The organism is Actinomadura sp. NPDC023710 (genome assembly GCF_040639875.1).
Classification (GTDB): Bacteria; Actinomycetota; Actinomycetes; order Streptosporangiales; family Streptosporangiaceae; genus Spirillospora; species Spirillospora citrea.
Genome location: NZ_JBFAGB010000006.1, coordinates 70,125 through 96,017, shown reverse-complemented (window position 1 = coordinate 96,017; position 25,893 = coordinate 70,125). Strand labels below are relative to the sequence as shown.

The following is a 25,893-nucleotide window of genomic DNA, read 5'->3' as shown; positions in this document are numbered from 1 at the left end:
CGACCCGACAGACCCCCGCGAAAGGCAACACCGTGAGATTTCCCCGAGTTCTGGCCGCCGGCCTCCTCGTCCTCGCCGCGACGGCGTGCGGCTCCTCCGAGGCCGACAGCGGCTCCGGAACGCTCCGCATCGGAGTGATCGGGTCGGGGGTCGGCAACAAGCTGACCCGCGCCGTCGGGTTCCTCGACCAGCGCGGCGAGCTGCTGCCGGAGCTGAAGGCCGCCGGCATCACCAAGATCAAGGTCGCGACGTTCCCGAACGGCCCCGACCTGAACCAGGCCCTCGCCGGAGGCTCCCTCGACATCGGCCAGTACGGCGACACCCCCGCCCTGATCGGCCGGGGGCAGGGCCTGCCCACCCGGCTGCTGTCGCTCAACTCCGTCCGGCTGGACGCCGCGATCGTCGCCAAGAAGGACGGCGGGCCCGCGTCCCTCAAGGACCTGGAGGGCAAGCGGATCGGCGTCCAGACCGGCTCCTACATCCACCGCTACCTGCTCGGCGCGCTGGAGCAGGCGGGAGTGAAGCCGAAAGAGATCATCCACATGTACACGCCGGCGATCATCGCGGCGCTGGAGAAGAACTCGATCGACGCGGGCGGCCTGGTCTCCGCCGACCAGGCCGCGCAGGAGAAGAAGGGCTACAAGTCGATCGACATCGCGTCCCGCGACCATCCCGACCTGCTCGGGACGTCCGTCACCGTGGTGACGGAGAAGTACCTGGCAGGGCACAAGGACATCGTCCAGGTGTGGCAGAAGGCCGAGACCAAGGCCGTGCAGGCCGCCAAGGCCGACTGGCCCGGCTACACCGCGTACGTGGCCGAGACCGGCGGGTACGCCGCCGACATCTCGATCAAGACGACGCTCAAGGACCAGCTTCCCGACGAGCCCTTCCCCGCGGAGGGGCTGAAGCTGCTCGAAGGGACCAAGACGTTCCTCGTCCAGCAGGCGCTGATCAAGAAGGACTACACGCTCGACTCGTGGCTCGCGCCCGGGGCCAGGCCGTGACCCGGCTGGACACCGACGTCCTCGTCCTCGGCGGCGGACCCGCCGGGGCGTGGGCGGCGCTCGCCGCGGCCGGCGCCGGGGCCAGGGTCGTCCTCGCGGACAAGGGCTACTGCGGCACCAGCGGGCCGACCGCGTCGGGCGGCAACAACCTCTGGTACGTCCCGCCGGACGCGGAGGTGCGGGCACGGGCGGTCGACGAGCGCTTCGAGCAGAGCGGCCGGCTCGCCGACCGCCGCGTCATGGCGCGGGTCCTCGACGAGACCTACCGCCGCGTCGACGACCTCGCCTCCTTCGGATACCCGTTCCCCGTCGACGAGGGCGGCGTCGAGCGGCGGGGCAGCCTCCAGGGGCCCGAGTACATGAAGCGGATGCGCCGTCGTGTGCACAGATCGGGCGTGACGATCCTCGACCACCATCCCGCGCTGCGGCTGCTCGTGGACGACTGGGGCGTCGCGGCCGGCGCGTCCGGCATCGCCCGCCAGAAGGGCGGCGAGACCTGGACCGTCCGCGCGGGCGCGGTCGTCCTCGCCACGGGCGGCTGCGCGTTCCTCTCCGGCGCGTTCGGCACCAACGTCGACACCGGAGACGGGCACCTGATGGCCGCCGAACTGGGCGCCGAACTGTCCGGCATGGAGTTCTCCAGCGCCTACGCGTTCTCCCCGGCGCACGGTTCGCACACCAAGGGCTTGATGATGCAGTTCGCGACGTACTACACCGAGGGCGGCGCCCCGATCGACGTGCCGGATCCCCTCGGCGCCAGGATCCGCGTCGCGGAGCGGCTCGCGGCGGGGGAGAAGGTCTACGCGCGGCTGGACAAGGCGCCCCCGCAGCTCCACGAGGCGATGCGGCACGCCCAGCCGAACTACTTCCTGCCGCTGGACAAGGCCGGGATCGACCCTTTCCGCGACCGGTACGAGCTGCGCATGGTGCTGGAGGGCACGGTCCGCGGGACGGGCGGCCTGCGGATCGTCGGCGACGACTGCGCGACGACCGTCCCCGGACTGTACGCCGGCGGCGACGTCGCGACGCGGGAACCGGTGTCCGGCGCCGTCAGCGGAGGGGGCGCCTACAACGGGGCATGGGCGATCTCATCGGGAACCTGGGCCGGCCGCGGCGCCGCAGGGTTCGCGGTGGGCCGGGCGCGTCCGCACGCCGTCCCGGCCGGACGCGCGGGCCTGCGCCCGGGACGGCTCGACGCGGCGGCGGTCATCCGTGCCGTGCAGGACGAGGTGCTGCCCCTCGACCGCAACCTCTTCCGGACGCGTGACAGGCTTCGCGACTCCCTCGCCTCCCTCGACGCGTTGTGGGAACGGATCACGTCCCAGGGCATCGCGGGAACCGGCCGCGAACGCCTCCGCGCGAGGTCGGCCGCCGCGATGACGGCGCACGCCCGATGGAGCTACCGCGCCGCGTTGGCCCGTCCCGAGTCCCGGGGCATGCACCGGCTGGAGAACCTTCCGCAACTACCGCGCTACGAGCACCGGTACCTCGTCGGCGGTCTGGACGAACCGTGGACGACCGCCGAACCCCAGGAGTCGCCGGCATGATCGAAGTGGTGAGCGCGGACCGCTGCGTGCGGTGCGACGTGTGCGTCAAGGTCTGCCCGACGGACGTGTTCGACCGAGGCCCCGACGGCGTTCCGGTCATCGCCCGGCAGAGCGACTGCCAGACGTGCTTCATGTGCGAGGCCCACTGCCCGACGGACGCCCTCTACGTCGCGCCCTTCTCCGGCCCGGCACCGGCGGGCTCCCCGCACACCGACGAGGGCGCGTTGGCCGACGCGTTCGGCGACTACCGCCGCATCGTCGGCTGGGGCCGCGGCCGCACCCCGGGCAGCCGCGCGGACCGCAACCACATCTTCACCGAACGCCTCCGTTCGTCTCCTTGACCTTCCGGGTACGGCCACCGCTGGGAGGGCCGGCCGGCGATGGGGCCTGCCGCCCGGCCGCGAACCTCCGGGCCGGAGTTCGCGGCCGGCGGCGTCTCAGCGGGCGGAGCCCCGGTGATCGTCCTTGGCGAGGGTGAGGAAGAAGTCCCGGACGTCCTCGGCGAACAGGTGCGGCACCTCCATCGCGGCGAAGTGGCCGCCGCGCTCGAACTCCGACCAGTGCCTGATGTCGTACAGCCGCTCGGCCAGCGGTCGCACCGACTGCGTGATGTCGCACGGGAGGACCGCCACCCCGACGGGCACCTGGCACGGCTCGGTCCGGCGCGGAGCGTCGTGGTGCAGCCGAGCCGAGGAGGCCGCGGTGGCGGTCAGCCAGTACAGCGAGATGTCGGTGAGCATCCGGTCGTCGCTGATCTGCGAGCGAGGGTCCGTCCACTCCGCGAAGCGCTCGGCGATCCAGGCCAGCTGGCCGACCGGCGAGTCGGTCAGCGCGTAGCCGATGGTCTGCGGGGTGAGGGCCTGCAGAGCCTGGAAGGGCGGACGGTTCGCCATCAGCCGCCTGACCTTGTCCAGCCGGGCCTCGTCGGTCTCGGACAGTTCGATGCCGGCGTCCGGGACCGGCCGGGTCGGCAGGTAGTTGACGTGCACCCCGACGACCTGCTCGGGCGCCACGGCGCCGAGCGCCAGCGAGACGCCCGACCCGAAGTCGCCGCCCTGCGCGCCGTAGCGCTCGTATCCGAGACGGTGCATCAGCTCGGCCCAGGCACGCGCGATCCGGACGACGTCCCAGCCGCGCTCGTGGGTCGGGCCGGAGAAGCCGTAACCCGGGATGGACGGGATCACCAGGTGGAAGTCGCGGGACAGCGGCTCGATCACGTCGAGGAACTCCAGGAACGAACCGGGCCAGCCGTGGGTGAGGACCAGCGCGAGCGCGTCCGGCCTCGGCGACCGGACGTGGACGAAGTGGATGTTCTGCCCCTCGATCTCGGTGGTGAAGTGCGGAAGCTCGTTGAGCCCGGCCTCGTGCCCGCGCCAGTCGTAGCCGGTGCGCCAGTACTCGGCCAGTTCCCTGAGCCGCGCCAGTGGGAAGCCGTAGTCCCACCCGGCGTCGGCGACCTCGTTGGGCCAGCGGGTGCGGGAGAGCCGGTCGGCCAGGTCGTCGAGGTCGGCCTGGGGGACATCGATGCGGAACGGCTTGATCATGCTCTGACTCCAGGGATCGCCATTTTATTGGCAAGGCCAACGTTGGTCGAGCCAACTATATAGAACATCGTTGGTCCTGCCAACAATGCATGGCCGCCGTCGCGCACAGGGGACGACGCGCGATCGCCGTGGAGCCAGGGTGAGGGTGTTACACGCGCCAGAACGAGTGGGGGAGTGCCTCGATCTCGGTTGCGGCCTGCTCCAGCTGTTCGCCGAACGGCCGCAGCGCGGTCTGGCCGGCCTCGACCAGGTGCCGGATGATGGCCGCCTGACGGCGGGCCCGGCCCACGACGATGCCGGCGAAGGCCCCGCGGTCGCCGTCGTAGCCGTAGCCGTCCAGCAGGAGGTGCAGGCGGCGGGACCTGTCCTCGAACGCCGTGAACCCCTGGAACTCCGCGACGTGCCGGGCCTGTAGCGGCACCCAGGTCAGTGCCAGGTGGGCCAGGTCGAACTCGCGTGAGGAGGGCCCGGCCGTGTCCCAGTCGACGAACCCGACCAGACCGTCGGCCTCGGACCACACCACGTTGTACGGCGAGGCGTCATGATGGCCGATGACCGACCCGGGCCGCCAGCTCTGCCCCGCGAACCAGGTCGCGTCCTCTGGTGGGACGAAGGTCGCGGTCGCGTCGTGCAGCCGCCGCATCCATGCGGCCACCTGCCGTAGCGCCCCGTCCGAATGAGGCCATGCCGGCCAGGGGTGGCGTTCACCGATGGTGTCGCCGTGCAAGAAGGTCAGGACCTCGCGCCCCTGATCGTCGTACCCCAGCACCCGGGGCGCGCCTTCGAACCCGACCGTCTCCAGATGCCGCAGCACCGCGTGCACGGTGGACGTCCAGGGATTCGCGGGACGGTGCACGGTGTCATCGATACGGACCCCGCCCACGTGCCTGCCACCCGGCAGCGGTTGCTCTTCCATGCCGGCTTTGTAACCCGCGGCCACGGGCCCGCGCATCTGGTTTTCCCTGGTGCGATCGGCCGATGGCCGGCCGCGGAGCCAGGACGGGGGAGCGCGTCGAGGGCGGCGCGGATGGGACGGACGGTAGTACTCTCCGAATCTCGATTATGGTGCGAACCTTTCCCCGCCGGTCGGCCGTCAGACAGACGCGTGTTTCTTCAGTGCCCGTCCGTTACCCCCTCTCCCCGGAGCTCCCCGTGTCCAAGACGATCGCGATCCGCCTGGCCGTCAGCGGCCTGGTCCTCATCGGCGCCGCCGCGTGCGACGGCGACGGCCAGAACGCGGCGGCCGGCTCATCGTCCCCGCCGCCCGCGGTGAGCACGCCCTCCACGGGCACCACCGGGGCGGTGCCGCCCTCCACGGTGCCGACCACGAGCGCCCCGCCGACCCCGCGGGCCACTCCCACCGACCCCAAGATCACCAACAGCAAGCAGATCGTGATGATCGATCCGGAGGGCAAGCGCTACACGTTCACGACGATGGCGCAGATGGCCGCGGGCATGCGCGCCACCATGGGTGAGAACGCTCCGTCGGGCTTCTGCGAGAAGTCCTACCAGCAGGGCGTGGAGGGAGGCGGGTCGTTCCCGGCGGGACGCGACGCCTTCCTGGCCGCCTGCCGCGAGGGATGGCGCAAGAGCGAGAAATGGTTGCGGCAGCAGTAGCGGACCGTACGAGACACAGCGGAATGTGACGGAGGCACTGTGCGGCACCAGGTGTACGAGCCCCTGGCCCAGGGCGATCCCGCCGAGATCGGCGGGTACCGCATCCTCGCCCGGCTGGGCGCCGGCGGGATGGGGCGGGTCTACCTCGCCGGCACGCAGAGCGGACGGAAGCTCGCGATCAAGGTCGTCCGCCCGGAGTTCGCCGACGACCGCGAGTTCCGCCGCCGGTTCGCCCAGGAGGTCACCGCCGCGCAGCGCGTGCAGAACCTCTACACGGCCGCGGTCATCGACGCCGACCTGAACGGCCCGATGCCCTGGCTGGCCACCGCGCACATCCCCGGCCCCTCCCTCGCGGCCGCGGTCGCGGAGTCGGGGCCGCTGCCGCCGTCGGCGCTGCCCACGCTGGGGGCGGGGGTCGCCGAGGCCCTGCAGAGCATTCACCGGGCCGGGATCGTGCACCGGGACCTCAAGCCGTCCAACGTGCTGCTGGCCGACGACGGCCCGCGGGTCATCGACTTCGGGATCGCCCGCGCCGCCGACGCGACACCGCTCACCCGGACGGGGAGCGTCGTCGGATCGCCCCAGTTCATGGCGCCGGAGCAGGTGCGCGGCGACGCGGCCACCACCGCGGTCGACATCTTCGCGTTCGGCACCCTCCTGCACTACGCGGCGACGGGGCTCAGCCCCTTCGGGGAGGGCGACCCGCAGGCGGTCATGTTCCGCATCGTGCAGGAGGCGCCCCGGCTCGACCGATGCCCCGAGCCGCTGCGGCCGATCATCGAGCGGTGCCTGGACAAGGACCCCGCGAACCGTCCGTCCGACGCCGAACTGCTGGACGAACTCACCGCCATGCAGTCGTCGCAACCCGCGGTCTGGCCACCTGAGCCCGTCACCGAATACCTTCGCGCCTATACGGAGATACCCGCCCCAACCCGGGTCCTGGCCGAGCCGCCCACCGGCACGCTCATTGCCGACGCGCCCGAACAGCCCCGCTATGGCGCGCCCGAACAATCTCGGTACGGCGCGCCCGAACAGCCCCGGTACGGCGCGCCTTCAAGTGTCTCGTACGGTGCTCCCACCCCGCCTCCGCACGGTGCGCCCACTCCGCCCCCGCACCCTGCGCCCACGCTGCCCTTCCAGGGCGCGCCCCCTCGGCCCCCGCACGGCATGCTCGCACCGCTTCCGCCGGGGGCACACGCCCCCTACCCGGTGAGGCGTTCCGGGGGCTCGGGCTGCGGCAAGACCCTGCTGCTGGTCGGCGGCGGCCTCTTCGCGCTGCTCCTCGTCCTCGGGTACGCCGTGAAGGCCGGCCAGTCGGGCACGGGGGACGGTGCCGGAAAGACGACCGCGTCGCCGCGGTCCGGCGGCGGTAAAGGCGGTAAGGGCGCGAAGCCGCCCGGCACGCTCCTGGCCCACTACACCAAGATCGACATCTCCACCGGCTACACCATCAACTTCACCGGGAACCCGAAGCGCCCCCGGAAGGGCGAGGGCGGCGATCTGGACTTCCTGGCCGGGAACATCCGGGGCGACAGCAAGTTCGGTCCCATCGGAAGCGGCCGGCCGGCGACCTACAAGACCTGTCACGACAACACCAGGTACATCGAGAACGGGCTCTTCCAGCCCAGGCGAGGGACGACCTGGTGCGTCTACACCGAGTCCGGCCTGCTCGGCATCATCAACATCAAGGCCAAGGACTACGAGTTCATGACCATCGACCTGAAGGTCTGGCAGGGTCCTGCGGACTGAATGACGCCCCGGCCCGTCCTGTGAGATCCTCCTGGCCGGCGACGCGCTGTGCTCTGCGCAGCCCATCGGCGCGCCGCACCGCGCACTCGGTCACCGTGGCCGGCCCCTGGGTTCCAGATCGGTGGTCATCGTGGACGTGATCTTCTCCAGCACGGCGGTGTAGAGGTGTCGTCTGTCCGGGCGTGCCCTTCCGGCGGCGTGCCTGAGGGCCGGAATCGCCGGCGCGCCGACGAGAACGAGCCCGTCGGAGGTGGCCCTCCGGACGGCGGGGTGGGAGTGCGTGAGCAGATCGACCAGCGCCGGGATGGCCGGCTTCCACGCCGCGTGGCACAAGGTCTTGACCGCCGAGCGCACGATGTCGGGTTGCCGGTCGTCCAGCAGCGACATGGTCTGTGCCAGATAGTCCCCGTGGTCCATCACCTTGCGGGAGATCCGGTGGGCGTGCAGCCGGACTCTGGCCTCGGGATGGCCGAGTGACTCGGCGAGCAGCTCCCCGAGTTCGGGATCGCGATCCGCCGGCCGGTCCGCGCCGTGTCGGCGCGTGCGGGCGGGGTCGTCGTCGTGATGCTCGGCGAGCAGGGTCAGCGCCCGGCGGATCTGCTCGGGGCCGCCGGTACGGGCGAGGCGGAACAGTTCCGCTCGGGCAGGCCGTTGCTCCGCTTCCGGGACGCGGGTTCGGCTGCGGAGTGCCGAGAGGGCGGCGGCGTCCTGCCGGGCCGCGTCGGGATGGCGCAGCGGCCCGTCCACCATCACGATCTTGTCCGCGAGGTCGTGACGTCCCTCTTCCCGAAGCCGCCGATGCGCCCGCACCAGTGCGGGGGTACGCAGCAGCGCGACGCCGGAGACGAGATCGAGCAGGCCCCAGTCTCCGGTTTCGATGCGGGGGGAGAGGGCCTCGGCCAGGACGTCGGGGTCCGCCTTGCGCAGGGCTCGCCCGGCCGACGCGCGGAGGGAGGGGCCGCCGTGTTCCCACCATGCCGACAACAGGGGGATGAGCCGTTCCAGGTCCGGCGGGTCCAGATGGGCGGCGACGCGGGCGATCCGTTCGCGAACCGCCTCGCCGCCGGAGTCACCGTCACCGGATCGGCGCAGTTCGGCCTCGCTCACGAGGGTCAGGGCCTCCGCGAGATCAGCGGAGACGGCGAGGTCGACCCGGCCGTCGAGGAAGGCGCGCAGCACCGTCAGCCGGAATCGGGGTTCGGGCCAGCTCAGCATGACGCGGGCCGCGGCTTCGCGTTGATCGTGCGCGGGATCGTCCAGCAGCTCCAGGAGGCGCTCATGCAGAATCGCCGAACGGGGCCGGTCCCGATCAATGGAGGGAGAGGCACTGTCGGTCGGTGCGGATCGGCGGGCGTCCTCCGTGATGGTCCACCATGGTGCGTCGAGCGGCTGCAGCTCGATCATCCAGTCCAGCAGAACGTCGCGCGTCCTGGTGCCGGCGTTGGCGAAGACGCCGATCAGTGCGTCGAGCCGGTCCCGTGAACCGGCCGGGGGACCGGCGAGATCGACGGGCCGGTCCGCGGTGCGGAATCGCCGGAGGGCGTCGGGCGTGCGGGCCGCCGCGGCGAGGGCGTCCTCCCACCGGCGTGCGGCGAGACGCCCGGCCGTCTCCTTGCCGCCACCCGGCGCGGCCGGTGTGACCGGTCCCGCCGGCCCGAACGCCTCCCGCAACACCTCCTCTTCGGCCAGCCACGGGTTCGCGCCCGCGCGGGCCGCGGCCAGCGCCCGTTCGAGATCGGCGCGGGTCAGCACTGCGCCGCATCGGCGCAGCAGCACCAGCACGGATCGGCCTCCCAAGGCCTCCGGCGGCAGCGCGCGAATGCGCGCGGCGATGTCGAACCTGCCGGTGGAGGGCAGCCGCACGACGACGTCCTCAAGCAGCGCGACAAGACGGTCGCGGTGAGCATCATCGACGTCGGCCAGCCCCGCGACCAGCGTCCGTACCGACCGGGCGAAGGCCTCCGTCTCACCGGCCGTCCACGGCGGGGGGCAGAGCAGCAACGTGAGCCGCAGGACCCGGCCGCGCTGTTCTGGCCCTTCGGCGGCCAGTTCCAGCCAGCGTTCCAGCATCGGCCGGAGCCGGCCCAGCCGTTCGGCGGTCAGCTCGCCCGGATCCCGCTCGGACCGTGCCGCGAGGCGCCGTGCGATCTCGGTGCTCCAGCCGCGGTTCGCCAGGGCGTCGAGGTCGGCGTCCGGCGGGGCGGCCGGCCGCCCTTGGCGGCCTGGCGGCGTGATGCCGCGTGCCGCCATCCGGTCCGCCAGTTCCGCGGCCGTGCCCGAACCAAGCGTGAGCCGGCCTGCGGCGACGAGCGAGAGCAGGGACGCCCCGGCCGGCGACCCCTGGTCGGCCAGAGCGCCGACGGCACGGGCGGACAGTGAGCGGTCGAGTCCGGTCAGCAGCAGGGCACGGGTGCGGTCGTCGGCGGCGCGGTCGGCCGTGGCGATGACGGTGGCGGCGTAGGCGTCGCCGAGAATCGTGCGCGATGCCGCGATGAGGGCATCGCGCAGGCCCGGATTGTCGTGCCTTCCGAGCCAGAACAGCAGCTTCGGCACGGCCACCGGGGCCCCAGCGCGGATCAGCGCGTTCGCGGCGGTCTTCTTGACGTTCATGTTGGGGTGGTCGAGGCAGGCGGCGATCGCCGCCGCGGCCCAGCATGCGCGCACGTGCCCGAGCGCGAGCAGCGCCTGGCGCGCGGTCTGCACGTCGGGGGCGGTGGTGAGCGGGATCAGGCTTGCCGACAGGGCCTGGGCGTCCTCGCCATCGGTGTCGCGGGCGAGGAGCGCGATCACGTGCTTGCGGACATGGCGGTCACCGTGGCGCAGCAGCGGATGTACCCGTGCCCGGATTCCGCGATGAGGAGTCTGCAGGAGCAGGCCGAGCAGGATCATCTGTTCGGCCGCCGTGAGCTCAGGGCGGTCAAGCAGATCGAGCGTGATGCCGGCGACGAGCGCGTCGCCGGCATCACGCGCGTCCGCGGCGTCCAGCAGGCAGCGCGGCCTGATCCTTCCTCTTTCATGGAGGCGGCCGCCGAGGTCACGAACGGCCGCGACGACCTCCTGCGGCACCGCCGGCTCGCCGGCACCTCCGGACGCGCCCGGCGCCCGGGACGCCGCGAGATCGGACACGACCCGCAGCAGAAGATCGGCGATGGCCGGCACGGTGCCGGAGCCGGCGTTGCGCGCCAGCCTGCACAGGGCCGCCACGGGCTCGTCCGGTTCCAGGCCGGCGCGGACCAGCGCCAGTTCCCGTTCGTCCGGGCCGCCGAGATCGGCGGCGATCCGGCTCGGCAGATCCTGCGGGTCGAGCCGGACCAGGATCGACCGTCGCCCGTCGGGCTCCTCGGTGAGATGCCACAGCACCTCCAGGGCCCGGCGGCGTACCGGTCGCAGGTAGGACACCACAGCGCCTTTTCCGTCCGGCCCGTCCAGGCCCAGACCGTCGCGCAGCGCCGCGACCGTCCGCGCTCCGCCCACGGCTTCGAGGGCCTCCACCGCCGCCGCGGGTGACCGTGGTAGCGCGGCGAGGACGGCTTCCTCGGCGGCCGTATGGCGCAGAGCGCGGATCGCTCGCAGGAACGGCCGCGGATCCGGCGCGGAGCGCAGCAGATCGGTGACCTTCTCGCCCACCGGCAGGTCCCCGGTGCCCTGAGCGGCCAGGGCGACCAGGAGCTCCAGCCGCCGCGGCCAGTGCGGATCGTCCGCAGCCGCCCCCGTCAGCTCCCGGAGCGTCTCGTGCCGGCACGTGAACAGGAGGGTGGCGACCTCGTGCGCAGGCACCGAGTGGTCGGCGATGGCCAAGCGCGCGATCGCCGGGACGGCGTCGCCTGCTGGAAAGTGCCCACGCCGGTGCAGCCCGCGCAGGCACCGGGTGACCGGCCCGGCCAGCAAGAGGGGGTCGGTGGCGGCGATGCCCACGAGGTCGCCGATGTCGTCGCGGCTCGCGAGGTCCCCGAGCAGCTCCAGCGCTCGTCGCCGGAGCCCGTGGGGCCGGCTTCGGTCCGCGGCCACGTCGCGGAGCACGTCCTGATGCCCATGGTGGGCCGCGGCTTCGATCGCCGCGGCGGCCACCGCGGAGACGGTGCCGCCGGACCCGGATTCGAGGAACCGGTACAGGTGCTCCTGCGGGAGCGGATCCAGCGCGGCCCAGGGCTCGGACAGCTCGCGCAGCGCTGCCGAGGCGACACCGGCCGCGGCAGCGCTCGTGGCGGGCTCCCCGGCGATCGCCCCGGCGAGCCGCACCACGAGCGCCCGGGCTCGTTCCGGTGCCAGCAGGCCGGCGTGCACGGCCTCGCGAGTCAGCCGCAGAGCCTCCCCTCGCAGCACAGGATCGAGCCGGTCCATCAACTCCTGTGCCAGGCTCTCGGGGGCGTCCACATCAGCCATGCCGATCCCGCGGACGGCCTGGTAGAGCAGTTCGCCCGGGGGTTCGCCCCGTAGGGTCTCCGGCCGGGCGGCGATCTCGGCGCTCAGCCAGGCGATCTGGACACGGGCCGGCAGATCCGCCTCGCGCCACCGCGGCCAGGGCCGGGGCCGGACGTGGGCGCGCAAACGGAGATAGAGGTGCGCCAAGGCCAACGCGGCCTCCGGCGGACCATCGAGTGAGCCAGGCAACGACGCCGCGAACTCGGCCAGCTCGGAACGGTCCTCATCTCGTCTCGACCCAAGGCGTTCGGCAAGGCAGACGAGGCCCAGTTCCCGCAGGCGCGGGTCCTCGTGCCTGATGAGGAGCTGCAGGACGGCGGGTGGACACTTCCCAAGGTCGAGGACGGCTGAAAGCCGGTCCGCATCAGCGCGGCGTATTGCGGTGAGGACCGCGTCGTCGACCGACGTCATGCGCTATCAACTCCAGCCAGATCACGGAATGGCGCTCAGCGTAGCGAGGTCCCCGCGAAGGCCTTCATGACGAGCAGGTGAGGGCGGCCGGTGTCGATCGCGTCCATGCGGAACCCGACCGAGCGGACGCGGCGACCTGCGATCCGTCCGGCAAAGACCTCGCGATGTCGGTGTGATCAACGAAGGGGGCCGCGCAGAATGACCACAGCTCAGGCACGCAACCGAATGATCGCGCGGCGGGCTCTCCAATCGGACGATCACCCTCGCTCAGCTCGTTCTCAAACAGACGATGGTGTTTGACAAACAGGCAGGTGAGATGTCCGGCACGGGACTCAAGGCGCTCAGGGCCGCCGACCCGCAACGGGTCGGGCCGTACCGGCTGCTGGCACGGCTGGGAGCGGGCGGGATGGGGCAGGTCTACCTGGGCCGGTCCCAGGGCCGGAGGCTGGTCGCGGTCAAGGTCGTCCACCCTCACTTCGCCGACAACGCCGTGTTCCGGCGCCGGTTCACGAAGGAGATCGCGGCGGCGAGCCGCATCACGGGCTTCTACACGGCGCAGGTGATAGACGCCGATGCCGACGCGGACCCGCCGTGGCTGGCCACGGAGTACATCGCCGGGCCGTCGTTGCAGGACGCTGTCGAGGCGAACGGCGCCCTGCCCGAGATCTCGGTGGCGGCGCTGGGTGCGGGGCTCGCCGAAGGGCTGCGGGCGGTCCACAGCCAGAACGTGCTCCACCGGGACCTCAAGCCGGGAAACGTGCTGCTGGCCCAGGACGGGCCGCGGATCATCGACTTCGGGATAGCGCGCGCGATGGACGCGCCCACCCAGAGCCTGACCCTGATGGGCACGCCCGGGTACATGTCGCCCGAACAGTATCTGGGAGGCGACCTCGAACCGGCCAGCGACGTGTTCTGCCTGGCCGCCGTGCTGATCTTCGCCGCGACAGGCCGCCATCCCTTCGGAGAGGGACCGGTCGACGCCCTCGGCTACCGGGTCCGCCACGTGGACCCCGATCTGTCGGGCGTCCCGGCGTCGTTGAGGCCTCTGATCGCGGCCGGTCTGGAGAAGGACCCGGGCGACCGCCCGGAGACGGGAGAGTTCCTGGACCGCTGTTCCGCGCTCGTCGCCGACGAGGGCATGGCCCTGCCGGAGACGTTCACCACCATGATCGCCATACGGGTGGCCGAGACCGAGGTCTTCACGGGGAAGGCCGGCACGGGCGACCACGGGGCGCACCCTGCGCTGGACGAAGGGAAGCGGCCACCCGCGGACCGGCCCGGGGGGTCGTCGCCGGCGCCGCGACCGGTGACGGGGGAGCGTCCGCAAGCGCGCCCACCGGCCAAACCGGCCGCCGCGGTCATGGCCGGGGTCGTCGGCGTCGTGCTCGTCGCCCTGCTCATCGCCGTCGTCGGCGGCAGTGACTCCAAAGGATCGAACGACGGCGACGCGTCGACCTCGACGACGAGCCGCTCGACCGGCCGCACGGGCGACCGAGGCGGTACCCGGCCGAGCCCGAGCCCCGACAGGACCTGGAAGGCGTTCGACGACATCTCGGTCAATGACTGCTTGGACGCGTCCGGGGACCCCTGGAACCCTGGCGGGTGGCGCGAGGACATGCCCCACGCGGTCTCCTGCGGGGAGAGCGACGCCTACCTGAAGGTGGCCGAGGTGGGGGAGACGAGCAGCGCGTGCGCCTCCAAGCCGCTCGATGGAGAATCGTATTGGGAGTCCCCCGCCCACGATGGAGGCAGAATCTATCTCTGCGTGGAACGGCAGTTCAGGCACGGCGAATGTTTCCTGGGCAAGAGGGGCAGGAAACCGGGCCTGGCGGCCATCAGCGGGTACGGTCTGATGACCTCGTGGAGATGTGACGAGAACGACCTCCCGCAGGAATACTCCTACGTCCTCCAGTTCACCGGCTACTACAAGAGCAGGTGCCCCAGAGGCTCACTGGCATGGGACTTCCGACGGGGCGTCCTCTGCGCCAAGGTCGTTTAGGCGAGGGGACCGCGGCTCGAGCGTGCCCGGGGGCTTGACCGGGGGTGGATGTCGGTGCCGTCGCGTTTAATCGAGGGGTGGACGTTGGAGAGCGCATCGCCGAGCTGACCGCTCAGGTCAAGAGGCTGAACGATCTGTACTACGGCGCCGGCGACAGCCCGCTGCCGGACGCCGACTACGACGCGTTGAAGGACGAGCTGGCGGCACTGGTCGCCGAGCATCCGGAGCTGGAGCCGGCCGACAGCCCGCTCGGCAAGGTCAACGCGCCGGCGGAGCTGACCGGCCCGACCGTGCGCCACGCGCGCCCGATGCTCTCGCTGGCCAAGGCGACGAGCGAGGAGCAGATCCGCACGTTCTGCGAACGGTTCGGCGGCCAGGTCTTCCGCGTGTCGGAGAAGCTCGACGGGCTCTCGCTCAGCGTCGTCTACACCGACGGAAGGCTCGACTACGTCGCCACGCGCGGCACCGGTGCGGTCGGCGAGCTGGTGACCGAGAAGGTGCGCCACGTGATTCCGGGCCTGCCGGCCGAGATCGAGGCGCCCGGGCGCGTCGAGGTCCGCGGTGAGGCGGTGATGCTGCGGTCGGTGTGGGCGGCCTACAACGAGGCGCACCCGGAGCGGATCCTGACCAACCCCCGGTCGGGCGCCGCCGGGACGCTGGTGCTGAAGGATCCCGAAGCGGCCGTGAAGGCCAGGCGCGTGCTGAGGTTCTTCGCGTTCGGCGCCGATCGCGGCGGCGTCGCGATCGATGTCCCGGCGGGCTTCGAATCGGTAGCCCAGTACGTGGGCACCGGTGCCGAAGAGGTCATCGACGCGATCCATGAGATCGGCGGACGCCGCGACGGCCTGGACTACGACATCGACGGCGCGGTCGTGCGGCTGCACGAGCCGGCGGCCTTCGACGCGGCGGGTTTCAACAGCGCCGAGCCGCGCGGGGCGATCGCGTTCAAATACCCGCCGGAGGAGAAGCTGACGACGCTGCTGGCGGTCCAGTGGCCGGTCGGCAAGATCGGCCGCGTCCCGCCCCGTGCGAAGGTCGCGCCGGTGTTCGTCGGCGGTGTGACGGTGGAGAACGTCACCCTGCACAACCCTCGCCTGATCCGCGAGCGCGATCTACGGATCGGCGACACGGTGGCGGTCGTGCGGCGCGGCGATGTGATCCCGTTCGCGGGCCGCTCGCTGCCGGAGAGGCGCGACGGGAGCGAGGTCGAGATCGTCCCGCCGGCGCACTGCCCGTCGTGCGATTCCGAACTGGAGGTCCGCGGCACCGGCGAGGAGCGCTGGTGCGTGAACCTGCAGTGCCCCGCGCAGGCGACGCGCCGCCTCATGCACTGGGCCTCGCGCCAGGCGGCCGACATGGAGGGCGTCGGCGACGTCTGGATCGAGAAACTCGCCGAGGACGGCGTGCTCAAACGCCGCAGCGACTTCTACGACCTGACGACCGAGCAGCTCCTCGGCTACGAGCGGATGGGTGAGGTCAGCGCCCAGAACATGGTCGACTCGATCGCCTCGTCCAAGGAGGTGGGCCTGCGCCGCGCGCTGATCGGGCTGGCGATCCCGATGGCGTCCGAGGGCACGGCCAAGCGCCTGTGCCTGGCCGGCTACCAGCGCATCGAGGACGTGGCGGCGGCCACGGCCGAGGACCTGGTGGCGATCCGCGACATCGGGCCGAAGGCCGCCGAGAGCATCGTGGCCTTCTTCGCCCGCGCGGAGGTCCAGGAGGAGATCGCCGCGCTGCGCGAGCGCGGCGTGGACCTCGACGTGCTGGCCGAGGACCGGCCGCTCGACGCGGCGGCCGCGGGCGACTCGCCGCTCAAGGGCAGGTCGGTCGTCATCACCGGCGCGTTCACCGACCCGCGCTCGGGCGCGAAGATCAGCCGACCGGACGTCACGCGCCTGGTCGAGCAGGCGGCCGCGACGACCGCGTCGTCCGTTTCGAGCAACACCGACTACCTGCTCACCGGAGACAACGTCGGAGCCGCGAAGACCGGCAAAGCCGAAAAGCTCGGAGTCACCGTCGTCCCCCAGGACGAACTGTGGCGCTGGCTGGCCGAAGCCGGAGTCGTCTGATCCCGTCGGGCTCGCTCGGTCGGGGCCCGACGCCCCACCGCCGCGGTCCGGCACAGCGCTCAGGAGCTTCGCGGCGGTGCGCGTGTCGGCCTCATGCAAGTCAGGGTGGCCATCTTGACTGATCGTGGTGCCCGGTTATCATTCCAACATGTCGATTGATTCCGAATTTGGAATGACGTCGCTGGACGGACTGGCGCCCGCCGCCGCGCTGTTCCACTCGCTGGCCGACCCGGTGCGGCTGTCGATCGTCCAGCGGCTGGCGCTGGGCGAGGCCCGGGTGGTGGACCTGACCCGCGAACTGGCGCTGGCGCAGTCCACGGTGTCCAAGCACCTCGCCTGCCTGCGCGGCTGCAAACTGGTGGACTACCGCGCCGAAGGCCGCCAGTCCTTCTACTTCATCGCGGTGCCAGAGTTGCTGGACCTCCTGCGCTCGGCCGAGCATCTGCTTTCCGCCACCGATCGCGCCGTTGCGCTGTGCCCCGTCTACGGCACCGCCGGCGACCAGCAGGCGGGCGCTTGCCCTCCCGACGCCGAACGGCGGGCATGACCGCCGCGTCGCCGGGCCCCCGGGTCGGCGCGCAGCGGCCACCGACACCGGCGCCGCGACCATGAGGCCCGGCTGCGCCTGATCCCCTTCACCGAGTTCGGAGGACATCGTGGCGATCCCCGCGCTGGTCATCTATCTGGTCTGGGCCGCGCTGGCGTTCGGCCTGCGCACCCTTCTGCAGTGGCGCCGCACGGGTGACACCGGCTTCCGTGGCGGCGACCTGGGCAAGGGAACCGTGCAGTGGTGGGCTCGGCTGCTGTTCACCGGCGCGCTGCTCATCGGCGCCGCCGGCCCGATCTCCGCGCTGGCCGGCCTCCCCGCCTTCGGTGCTCTGGAGAACACCGGCGTGCGGGCGGCCGGGATCGCGCTGGCCCTCGCCGGCGTGGCGGGCACGCTGGTCGCGCAGAGCTCGATGGGCGCCTCCTGGCGGATCGGCGTCGAAGAGGACGAACGCACCGAACTGGTCACCGGTGGCGCTTTCGCGCTCGCCCGCAACCCCATCTTCACCACGATGATCGCCACCGCCGCCGGGCTGGCCGCCATGGTCCCCAACGTGATCGCGCTGTTCGGCCTCGTCCTGACCGTGGTGGCCATCCAGATGCAGGTCCGCGCCGTCGAAGAGCCCTACCTGCTCCAGGCCCACGGTGACGCGTACGCCGCCTACGCCTCCAAGGTCGGACGATTCCTGCCCGGCATCGGACGTCTTGTCCCATCCCCAGGCACCCGACAGTGACCCGTATCGTCTCGGAGGGCGGGGACGTGGTTCATCATCTTGAACATGGTCCGGCCGGCCTTGGAAAAGGTTGCCATCTCCTTGTCGATGCCGCGGTGTGCGCCCCGCGCGGCGGTGCACGGCCGTATCGTCGGCGAGGACGGCGTCTCCATTCCCCGCCGCTTCTCGTCGAGCAGGCATGCGAGTTGGGCCTGCGGAGGACCACCTCGTGTTCCGGATTCTCAAACGAACATCTGCGTTTGTACGGGATAGAGTCGGCCCGTGATGAGAGGGGACGTGATCAGCGGCCGGTACCGGCTCGGCGAGGAGATCGGCCGGGGCGGAATGGGGATCGTGTGGAGGGCGTACGACCAGGCGTTGGAACGCCGCGTGGCGATGAAGCGCCTCCAGGTTCCCGATGACCTGGCCGAGGAGGACCGGGACGGTCTCAAGGGCCGGTTCCTGCGCGAGGCCCGCGCCGCCGCGCGGCTGGAGCATCCGTCGATCATCAACGTGTACGACGTCGTCGACGACGCGGAGGGCCCGTGGATCGTCATGCAGTACGTCCAGGGCCGCTCCCTGGAGCAGATCGTTCGCGAAGACGGGCCGCTCTCCGTCGTCCGGGCGGCCCGGGTCGGGCTCGCCCTGCTGGACGCGCTGGACTGCGCACACGGGGCGGGGATCCTGCACCGCGACGTCAAGCCCGCCAATGTCCTGATCGCCGATGACGGTCGTGTCCTCCTCGCCGACTTCGGAATCGCGGCGGTCTCCAACGCCACCGCCTACACCAGGACGGGCGGCTTCGTCGGAACGCCCGTTTTCATGGCCCCCGAACGATTCCGGAACGGCACGCCGGGCCCGGCGTCGGATCTGTGGTCGCTGGGGGCGACACTGTACACGGCGGTGGAGGGTCATCCGCCTTTCCAGGCCGATGAGTTGGAGGTCCTCATCGGCTCGCTCCTCATGGGAGACGATCCCGCCTACGTCCGGTGCGGCGCGCTGGAGCCGGTCCTCAGGGGACTCCTGGACAGAGACCCGGGCAAGCGCTGGGGCTCGCGGCAGGCCGCGCAAGGGTTGAAGGCCGTCGAGGACGGGCGAAATCCAACAAGGCCGCTGGCAGGGAACGCCGTACCCGGGAAACCGGGAAAGGGCGTGACGGTCATCGCGGGCCTCCTCATCCTCGTCGCCCTTGTCGGAGTCGGGCTGAGCTTCCCCTTCCTGAGATCGTCCGACTCGGGCTCGAAGGAGGAGTTCGAGTCCGTCCCGGATGCCTGCGCCGTCGTCAGCGACGGCCCCACCCTCAAGGAGACCCTGTCCAACCCCGGCGAGAGCGAGACTCTGGATTGGGGCCCCTACAAGGACCACGCCGATGCCGAGACGTGTACGTGGAGCAATGTCGTCTCCGAGGACGCGAGCTCCAAGACCGTCGACGCCACGCTCGCGATCCGCGCCGACCTCCCCCGGAGATCGACGGTGGTCGACCTGCTGACCTGGAGCAAGGTCCCGGGCCTCGGGGACGCGGCCGTCCGGAGAACGCTCCCCGGTGACGGACAGAGCGACTGGCAGACCGAAATGGTCATCTTCACCCTGCGGAACGCTGAGGTCGGCGTCTACCTCAGCGAATCCCCCTCACGGCGCACCAACGGCGAACGGCGGCCAAGGGCCCTTGAGATCGCCGAAATCATCGAAAGGGCACTCAGCGAGACCCTCTGAGCGCCCATGAGCGTGTCCTGTTCTCGTCGGTCACCCGACTCGTCCGACGCGCCCATGGCACCAAGAGCACACGGTCGGCAGTGCCCCGCACGGAGGTGCCCGGCGCGCCTGCGACTCGCCAGGACGCCGGGCACCTCATCGCCGTTCGGGTGCGCTGGTCACACGGAATCCGCGGACGATGCCTCATCGGCGGTCTCGTGCTCCTGCAAGCTGATGACCTGGTTGGGGCACATCCGGGCAGCCTGGCGGACGGTCTCGTGAAGGTTCCCGGGTGGGGACTCGGTGAGCAGCACGATGGTGCCGTCCTCGTCGGACTGGTCGAAGACCTCCGGCGCGTACAGGGCGCACTGCCCCGCGCCGAGGCAGTGGTCGTGATCGGCGACGATCCGCATGGCGGTCACCGCCCCCAGCTCACCTGGAGCCGGTGGACGCCGTAGACGAACATGTCGTGCCGCATGGGCACCTCGTCAGGCGGCACGGCGAGGCGCAGGCCGGGCAGCCCGTCGAACAGGGCGGTCAGGGCGATGCTCATCTCCACGCGGGCCAGCTGCTGTCCAAGGCACTGGTGGATGCCGTGGCCGAACGCCACATGCTGGGACGGCGGCCGCGCGAGGTCCAGCTCGTCGGGATTCTCGAAGTGCTCGGGGTCGCGGTTGGCGGCCGGCAGCGACAGGACCACGGTCTGCCCGGCGCGGACCGGGTGGCCGTGGATCTCGACGTCCTCCCTGGCGACCCGGACGACGCCGAACTGCAGGATGCTCAGGTAGCGCAGCAGTTCCTCGACCGCGGGGCCGGCGGCCCGGGGGCCGCCGCGAAGGGCGCCCAGCAGGCCGGGACGGGTGAGCAGGGTGAGGGTGCCCAGCGCGAGCATGTTGGCGGTGGTCTCGTGCCCGGCGACCAGCAGCAGCCGGCCGATGCCGCTGAGCTCGGCGTCGCTCAGCCCGGCCCCGGAAGTGATCAGTGAGCCCAGCAGCGCGTCGTCGGGGCTGCGCCGTTTGGCGGCCACCAGTTCCCCCATGTAGCCCAGCAGCGCGTCCCTGGCCTCCGCCACCCGCTGTGCGTCCGCGGTGATGCTGAGGAGGGCGGCGGACCAGGTGTGGAAGCGGTCGCGGTCGGTGTAGGGCACGCCGAGCAGCTCGCAGATCACCAGGGACGGGATCGGGAGGGTGAACGCCGGAACCAGGTCGGCGGGCGGGCCGGCGGCGCGCAGGGCGTCGAGGTGGTCGGCGACGATGCGCTCGACGCGCGGCGCGAGGGCCCGCATGCGGCGGGTGGTGAAGAACGGCGTGAGCAGCCGCCGGTAGCGGGTGTGCTCCGGCGGGTCCATGAACAGTAGCGAACCGGCCCGGTCCTCGGGCCGGAAGGCGGGCCGCCTGATCGGTGAGGAGGCCAGCGTCCGGTCGGCGCTGAAGCGCTCGTCGGCCAGGACCTCGCGCACGTCCTGGTGCCGGGTCAGCAGCAGGCCGGTCGCGCCGTCGGGGAACGACAGCGGGGAGACCGGCGACTCCCTGCGGAGGAGGCCGAGCGCCGGTGGCGGGTCGAGCGGATCGTCGCGCCGCGTGGGCAGCGGGGCGGGGGCGGAGGCGGGGGGCTGCGGAGCGCGCATGGGACGAGATCCCTTCCTCGGAGACTCGCGCTGTGCCGCTCCCGGCGGGACGGCTGATGGCGGGCTCGCCGGAAGGAACGGCATCCGCTCCGAAAATAGAACGGATCCGTTCTATACGCGAGGTTCCGGCAGGTTGGGGACGTCCAGTAGGGGAGACAGGATGCCGTCCACAAACCGATCGACCAGGTCGTGGCCGGGAGGTTCGTCCTGCATCAGCACATGCCCGAGGATGACCGCGAACGGCAGGTCCGCCAGCAGCCCGGCGTCCACCCGGCCGGGGATCTCGCCGCGTGCGCGGGCCCGGTCGAGCGCCGCCTCGATGGAGTGCCGCACGGGATCGGCGAGCCGTTCGCGGCGCAGCCTGGCCAGCTCGGGGTCCCGGCGGCTGCCCTCCAGCAGCGCGATGACCAGCCCGCGGTCCAGGCTCGACCAGCTGGCGACATAGGCCATCAGCAACTGGCGTATGTCCTCGGTGAACGAGCCCGCGTCCCGCCCGGACACCGCGGGCCGGTAGCGCTCCATCGCGGCTATCACCAGATGGGCCTTGGCGGGCCAGCGCTGGTACAGCGTCGCCTTGCCCACCCGCGCGCGCCGCGCCACCAAGTCCATGGTCAGCCGCTCGTACCCGACCTCCGAGAGCAGGGCGAGGACGGCGTCGAACAGTTCCGCGCGCCGCTCGGGCCTGCTCAGCGGCACCTTCCTCAGCCCGCTCCGCGCCGTCGCGTCGTCCCGCATGCCGCCCGCCCTCCGTGCCGGACCGAGAGTGCTCAACACCGTAAGCCAGCCGAAGCGTCACGGCAGTCCCCAAGACGGAAAAGAGCGGATGCAGCGCGCTCTGCTTTACATCACGCAGGTGCCCGGCGTTCGCGACAAGACACGGACCGGCTGAAGGGGTGAGGAGAAGTGTTCTCAAGGAGTGACCAGTGCGGGCACGGGCTCAGGCCCTGGTCAGATTGGTGGGACGCCTGGGACTCGAACCCACGAGGCGCTCAAACGGCGCCCGGTTCTGCCGGGGTGGTGCTGTCCAGGTGCGCGAACACCAGGAGCCGGGTCTGGTGGACCATATGATCCAGCTCTGCGATCGCCTCATGCAGGATCCGGCGCAGTTGCTCACTGTCGGGATGCAGGTGAACGCTTCTCTGAGCAGCCAGGTGGGCGGCCGGGGTGACGATGGCGGGCTGCGATCGGCCGGTACCACCGGCTGGGGCGCTGACACGGCCCAGGATCCCGTGCAGATCCATGCTGATCGCGAACATGTGGCGGACCAGGGCGTCGGCCAGCATCTCCGGGGCCGTCTCTGGGGCGATGTCGAGATCAGCGATGGGGCCACCGGCAGGGGTGATGATGCGAGCCACCGTGGGGCTGCTGGATGCGTTGGGGCCGTGCCGTTGATTTGCCGGCGGTGAGTTCGGCATTGCAGACCACTCTCATCTGCCGGAGCAAGGAGTTCACCGGGCGGCACTCCGGTGCCGTCCGGCCGCGAGAGCGAGTGCTCAGCGGTTCGGCCCGGCGGCGGGTAGTTGCCGGGACGAGACCGGGACCGGGGCGGGACCGCGAGGATCGCGGTCGGCGTTGGTCGGGCAGGTGAGCAGGGCCGCTGCTTCCAGCAACCCTCCCAAATTCAGCAGGTCGGCCTGCGCCCCGGCCGAAGCCGGGACAGAGCGGGCGGGTTGGTCCATGACCATGCTCCTTGGTCGCTCTCTGGAAGAGGTCTTGCGGACGTCGATCATCAGTCCCAGCCAATCTCGCCCTTGCCGGAAGGGAAACAGCCGATTCGCAATGAGGTAATCACCGCAAAAGATGACACGTCGACAGATGCCGGCCGACAGAGATGATGTAAGTGAGCACGTCCCGCCGGGGCACCCATCTGGACACCCGCACCGCGGCCGTGATCGGCCAGGTGGGGCGAGGTGGGGACCGAGCGCTTCCCCGCCACCCCGGCCACACCGGCCCGGTCAATGCGCTGACGTTCGGCCCGGGAACGAGGACGCTCACCAGTTCCAGCGACGACCACACGGTGGGCTCTGGGACCCCGCTCTGTACGTCGACCCCATACGCGGCATCTGTTCGAGATTCGGCCGCTTCTCGCGGATCTGTCGGACGTGATCTGTACTGTCGGCGACATCCGGGCCAACGGGTTCGCGACATCAGGTGATCGAGAGGCTGGAATGGCGGAGCACCGCACGTATCTTGAGTTGTCCGAAGACAACGCCACCGCTCACAAGTTCTACGAGGTGGTCCGCTCCGGCACCCGAGTCACCATTACCTACGGAAGGATCGGCGCCTCCGGCCAGACGAAGGTGTCCGATTTCGCGACCGAGGCCAAGGCCGAGACGGCGGCCGCCAAGAAGATCGCGGAGAAGACCAGGAAGGGCTACGCCCCGGCGGTGCGGGGCGTACGGCGGGCCCGCCCTGTCAGCAGGCGCTCCATGGTCAGCACCAGGTCGACCGCCCGCCAGGCACCGGTGCTGTGGCGGTTGGCCACCGGCGCCGCCGCGTTCGGCATCTTCGTCGACCAGGACCGATGCTGGGTCGGCAACCAGAACGGCGACGTGTACACCGTTACCACCGACGGGACCGTGACCGGCCATTACCGCCTGCCCGACGGGGTGAAGTGCATCGTCGCCGACGACTTCTGGATCTACGCCGGCTGTGACGACGGCCATGTGTACGACATGAGCGGCAAGGTTCCGCACGTGGCCTACGAGATCTCCGCCGATGTCGACATCTACTGGCTGGACATCGACGACGCCATCCTCGGAGTATCCGACCGCAACGGCCGCGTCACCGCAGTCGACCACGAAGACGAATACCAATGGTCACGCGACGTCGAAGGCGACTCCGCCTGGATGGTGCGCTGCGACGCCGGAAGCAACACCGTCTTTCACGGCCATTCACGCGGTGTGGCCTGTTATTCGGCCGCCGACGGCAAGCCGGTCTGGCAGACGCCGGTCGGCGGCGGCGTGTTGTTCGGATGGCAGGAAAACCGTGCGGTGTACGCCGCGACCAGTAATAACGACGTCTACCGGCTGGCCAAGGGCAACGGGGAGGTCGAAGCGGTGTACCGCTGCGACGCCGCCGTCTTCTCCTGCGCGGCCTCGCCCGACGGGCGCTATGTGTTCGCCGGCGACAACCACTCCTCCATCTACTGCTTCGACGAGGACGGTACCCGCCTGTGGAAACTCGGCACGGGTCACGGCTCGGCCTATTCGATGCAGTTCCTGGACGAGCGGGTCTACATCGTCACCACCGACGGTTCGCTGGTCTGCATCGACGCCTCAGAGGCGGCCATCCATGCGGCCCACCAAGGATCGGTCCCCAAGCCCGTTGATGTGAAGGTCGCCGCGTCGCTGCCGACGGCCGAGCCGGTGACGGTGCTCGAGACCACCTCCCAGCCCGGTGACGCCGTCATTCTGGAGTGCTACCAGGACGGCTCCCGTCACCGCGTGCGCGTCATCAGCGAGGGTTACGAGCGGGGATGGAACGTGCAGTTCCCCAAGGAGATCCGCCAACCCGGCGCCCGCTACGCCGTCGAAGGCGTCCGCACCTCCGGGCGGGGTGGCTTCTACCGGGCCTACGGCGAGATCAGACGCCTCCTCTGACGTCTTGGGTTCGAGCGCCGACGTCGCGGAAGGGCATTCGCGTCCGCGAAGCCGAGTGAAACCGTCTGGGACGGCAATACCCGGGGGGACACGTCCCCCCGGAGGTGCGCATGGTCTGGCTCGGACTGGTCCTCGTCGTCGCGGGTGCCGTCCCGGCACTCACCGTGGACGGTGATCTGGGCGGTGTCGACATCACCGTGGCGGGCGCCGCGGTCATGGCCGTCGGCGCGGCCCTGCTGGTCGCGGGCATCTTGCGGCTACGCGGTCGCCGCCGCGCCGGGCCGGCCGGCGCGGCCGCGCAGGCCTACTACCGGACGTCCACCGGAAAGATCGTCGCGATGGTGATCGCGGTGATCTACATCGTCTCACCGGTCGACCTGATCCCGGACGTCTTCCTGCCGTTCGGGATCGTCGACGACGCCACCGCCCTCACCTGGCTGCTGTTCGCGCTCGGCCAGGAGTACACGCGACGGTCTCGCACGGAGCGCCGCGCCCCCTGAGGCCGCAGGCCGGCGGCTCGCTCAAGAGCCGCGAGCCGCGTCCGTCACCTCGCACCGTTCCTGCCGACCTCTTGGGCGAAGGTCAGCAGGGCTGCGGCGAAGCGGCCGGGTGCCCGGAGATGCGGCTGCCCGGGCAGCCCCGGCAGGACGACGAGGCGGGCGTCGCGCGCCAACGTCAGGGCGGCGGCGTCCTTGGCCGCGAGCCGGTCCGATTCGGCGTTGAGCAGGAGGACCGGTACGTCCGCCGTCGCGAGCGCCTCGGACGGGTCGTACCGGAACGCGGCCTGGTAGCCCCACTCGTAGCGGTCCGCGACGCGCATCAGCTCGACCACGGCCAGGTGGAGCAGCTCGCGAGGGAGGTCGGGTCCCCAGGTGCGCCGGTAGCGTTCGACGGCCCAGGCGAACTGGGAGCCGCGGTCGTCCAGGGGCGCCTCGGGCGTCCAGCCGGCGACGAAGCGGGCCCGCTCCTCGGCGTCGAACAGCGGGACGCCGCTCAGCATCAGGCCCGCCGGGGGGAGGTGGGCGGCGGCCGCGATCGCGAGGGACGCCCCGCTGTGCACGCCGCCGAGCACCGGCTTCTCCATTCCGATCCCGGCCGCCGCCTCCGCCAGCACGCGGCCGTAGTCCGGGATCTCGAAGCCGGGTCCGGGCGGCGGGTCGGACGCGCCGTAGCCGGGGGTGTCGAACGCGACGGCGCGGGCGTGCCGGCCCAGCAGGGGCAGGACCGCCTCGTAGACGCGGCAGGACAGCGGGGACTCGTGGAACAGGCCGATCCATGGTCCGGACTCGCCGCTGACCCGGTAGTGGACCTGGCCCCATTCGGTGGCGACGTAGCCGCCCTCGGTCGTCAC

Annotated in this window: 21 protein-coding genes; 12 read left to right on the top strand and 9 right to left on the bottom strand. The window is 71.3% G+C overall.

Annotated features, from left to right (window positions below; translation table 11 throughout):
• Positions 1 to 32 precede the first annotated feature (32 nt).
• Genes AB0H37_RS09120 through AB0H37_RS09110 form a run of 3 tightly spaced genes read left to right on the top strand, consistent with a single transcriptional unit; the run spans position 33 to position 2,892 of the window.
• Positions 33 to 1,004, top strand: coding sequence for an ABC transporter substrate-binding protein (locus AB0H37_RS09120; protein ID WP_360612054.1), 972 nt, complete (start codon positions 33 to 35; stop codon positions 1,002 to 1,004).
• Positions 977 to 2,551 (top strand): FAD-binding protein, encoded by a 1,575-nt coding sequence (locus AB0H37_RS09115; protein ID WP_360612053.1) that lies wholly within the window; start codon positions 977 to 979, stop codon positions 2,549 to 2,551. The genes AB0H37_RS09120 and AB0H37_RS09115 overlap by 28 nt, the downstream gene beginning before the upstream one ends.
• Positions 2,548 to 2,892 (top strand): ferredoxin family protein, encoded by a 345-nt coding sequence (locus AB0H37_RS09110; RefSeq protein WP_179834193.1) that lies wholly within the window; start codon positions 2,548 to 2,550, stop codon positions 2,890 to 2,892. Before AB0H37_RS09115 ends, AB0H37_RS09110 begins: the two co-directional genes overlap by 4 nt.
• 96 nt (positions 2,893 to 2,988) lie before the next feature.
• Here the strand turns inward: AB0H37_RS09110 and AB0H37_RS09105 are convergent, their stop codons facing one another.
• Both AB0H37_RS09105 and AB0H37_RS09100 read right to left on the bottom strand, forming a co-directional pair.
• Positions 2,989 to 4,095, bottom strand: a complete 1,107-nt coding sequence (locus tag AB0H37_RS09105) for an epoxide hydrolase family protein (protein WP_360612052.1) — start codon at positions 4,093 to 4,095, stop codon at positions 2,989 to 2,991.
• A 148-nt stretch (positions 4,096 to 4,243) separates the two neighbouring features.
• Positions 4,244 to 5,011 (bottom strand): phosphotransferase, encoded by a 768-nt coding sequence (locus AB0H37_RS09100; protein WP_360612051.1) that lies wholly within the window; start codon positions 5,009 to 5,011, stop codon positions 4,244 to 4,246.
• Positions 5,012 to 5,247: 236 nt separating this feature from the next.
• Between AB0H37_RS09100 and AB0H37_RS09095 the strand changes: the two genes are divergently transcribed.
• Positions 5,248 to 5,712, top strand: a complete 465-nt coding sequence (locus AB0H37_RS09095; protein WP_179834196.1) for a hypothetical protein — start codon at positions 5,248 to 5,250, stop codon at positions 5,710 to 5,712.
• A 39-nt stretch (positions 5,713 to 5,751) separates the two neighbouring features.
• The gene (locus AB0H37_RS09090; protein WP_360612050.1) at positions 5,752 to 7,461 is read left to right on the top strand and encodes a serine/threonine-protein kinase; all 1,710 of its coding nucleotides are present in this window, start codon (positions 5,752 to 5,754) and stop codon (positions 7,459 to 7,461) included.
• Positions 7,462 to 7,551: 90 nt separating this feature from the next.
• Here the strand turns inward: AB0H37_RS09090 and AB0H37_RS09085 are convergent, their stop codons facing one another.
• Positions 7,552 to 12,294: a HEAT repeat domain-containing protein gene (locus AB0H37_RS09085; protein WP_360612049.1), complete on the bottom strand. Its 4,743-nt coding sequence runs from the start codon at positions 12,292 to 12,294 to the stop codon at positions 7,552 to 7,554.
• Between the two features lie 316 nt (positions 12,295 to 12,610).
• Here AB0H37_RS09085 and AB0H37_RS09080 point away from each other — a divergent pair, with 316 nt between their 5' ends.
• From AB0H37_RS09080 to AB0H37_RS09060, 5 genes are all read left to right on the top strand, one after another.
• Positions 12,611 to 14,293, top strand: a complete 1,683-nt coding sequence (locus tag AB0H37_RS09080) for a serine/threonine-protein kinase (RefSeq protein ID WP_360612048.1) — start codon at positions 12,611 to 12,613, stop codon at positions 14,291 to 14,293.
• Positions 14,294 to 14,370: 77 nt separating this feature from the next.
• Complete coding sequence (gene ligA / locus AB0H37_RS09075; RefSeq protein WP_360612047.1) at positions 14,371 to 16,362, top strand: NAD-dependent DNA ligase LigA; 1,992 nt, start codon at positions 14,371 to 14,373, stop codon at positions 16,360 to 16,362.
• Between the two features lie 148 nt (positions 16,363 to 16,510).
• Positions 16,511 to 16,909, top strand: a complete 399-nt coding sequence (locus AB0H37_RS09070; protein WP_360612046.1) for a metalloregulator ArsR/SmtB family transcription factor — start codon at positions 16,511 to 16,513, stop codon at positions 16,907 to 16,909.
• A 109-nt stretch (positions 16,910 to 17,018) separates the two neighbouring features.
• Positions 17,019 to 17,642 carry an isoprenylcysteine carboxylmethyltransferase family protein gene (locus AB0H37_RS09065; protein WP_329092402.1) on the top strand — a complete coding sequence of 208 codons (624 nt, stop codon included), beginning with the start codon at positions 17,019 to 17,021 and terminating at the stop codon, positions 17,640 to 17,642.
• 264 nt (positions 17,643 to 17,906) lie between these two features.
• Positions 17,907 to 19,334, top strand: coding sequence for a serine/threonine-protein kinase (locus AB0H37_RS09060; protein WP_360612172.1), 1,428 nt, complete (start codon positions 17,907 to 17,909; stop codon positions 19,332 to 19,334).
• Positions 19,335 to 19,492: 158 nt separating this feature from the next.
• On the opposite strand, the gene AB0H37_RS09055 is transcribed toward AB0H37_RS09060, so the two are convergent.
• The 5 genes from AB0H37_RS09055 to AB0H37_RS09035 all read right to left on the bottom strand — a co-directional run bounded on the left by AB0H37_RS09055 (position 19,493) and on the right by AB0H37_RS09035 (position 22,619).
• The gene (locus AB0H37_RS09055; protein ID WP_360612171.1) at positions 19,493 to 19,726 is read right to left on the bottom strand and encodes a ferredoxin; all 234 of its coding nucleotides are present in this window, start codon (positions 19,724 to 19,726) and stop codon (positions 19,493 to 19,495) included.
• Positions 19,727 to 19,731: 5 nt separating this feature from the next.
• A complete protein-coding gene (locus AB0H37_RS09050) occupies positions 19,732 to 20,940 on the bottom strand; it encodes a cytochrome P450 (RefSeq protein ID WP_329092399.1) in 1,209 nt (402 codons plus the stop codon).
• A gap of 111 nt (positions 20,941 to 21,051) precedes the next feature.
• Positions 21,052 to 21,675, bottom strand: a complete 624-nt coding sequence (locus AB0H37_RS09045; protein ID WP_360612045.1) for a TetR/AcrR family transcriptional regulator — start codon at positions 21,673 to 21,675, stop codon at positions 21,052 to 21,054.
• Between the two features lie 254 nt (positions 21,676 to 21,929).
• The gene (locus AB0H37_RS09040; protein WP_360612044.1) at positions 21,930 to 22,295 is read right to left on the bottom strand and encodes a hypothetical protein; all 366 of its coding nucleotides are present in this window, start codon (positions 22,293 to 22,295) and stop codon (positions 21,930 to 21,932) included.
• A gap of 138 nt (positions 22,296 to 22,433) precedes the next feature.
• Complete coding sequence (locus AB0H37_RS09035; protein ID WP_360612043.1) at positions 22,434 to 22,619, bottom strand: hypothetical protein; 186 nt, start codon at positions 22,617 to 22,619, stop codon at positions 22,434 to 22,436.
• A gap of 489 nt (positions 22,620 to 23,108) precedes the next feature.
• Between AB0H37_RS09035 and AB0H37_RS09030 the strand changes: the two genes are divergently transcribed.
• On the top strand, positions 23,109 to 24,542 hold the full coding sequence (locus AB0H37_RS09030) for a WGR domain-containing protein (protein WP_360612042.1): 1,434 nt from the start codon (positions 23,109 to 23,111) through the stop codon (positions 24,540 to 24,542).
• Between the two features lie 110 nt (positions 24,543 to 24,652).
• Complete coding sequence (locus AB0H37_RS09025; protein ID WP_360612041.1) at positions 24,653 to 25,042, top strand: YkvA family protein; 390 nt, start codon at positions 24,653 to 24,655, stop codon at positions 25,040 to 25,042.
• Positions 25,043 to 25,086: 44 nt separating this feature from the next.
• Here the strand turns inward: AB0H37_RS09025 and AB0H37_RS09020 are convergent, their stop codons facing one another.
• Positions 25,087 to 25,893 (bottom strand): alpha/beta hydrolase, encoded by an 807-nt coding sequence (locus tag AB0H37_RS09020; protein ID WP_360612040.1) that lies wholly within the window; start codon positions 25,891 to 25,893, stop codon positions 25,087 to 25,089.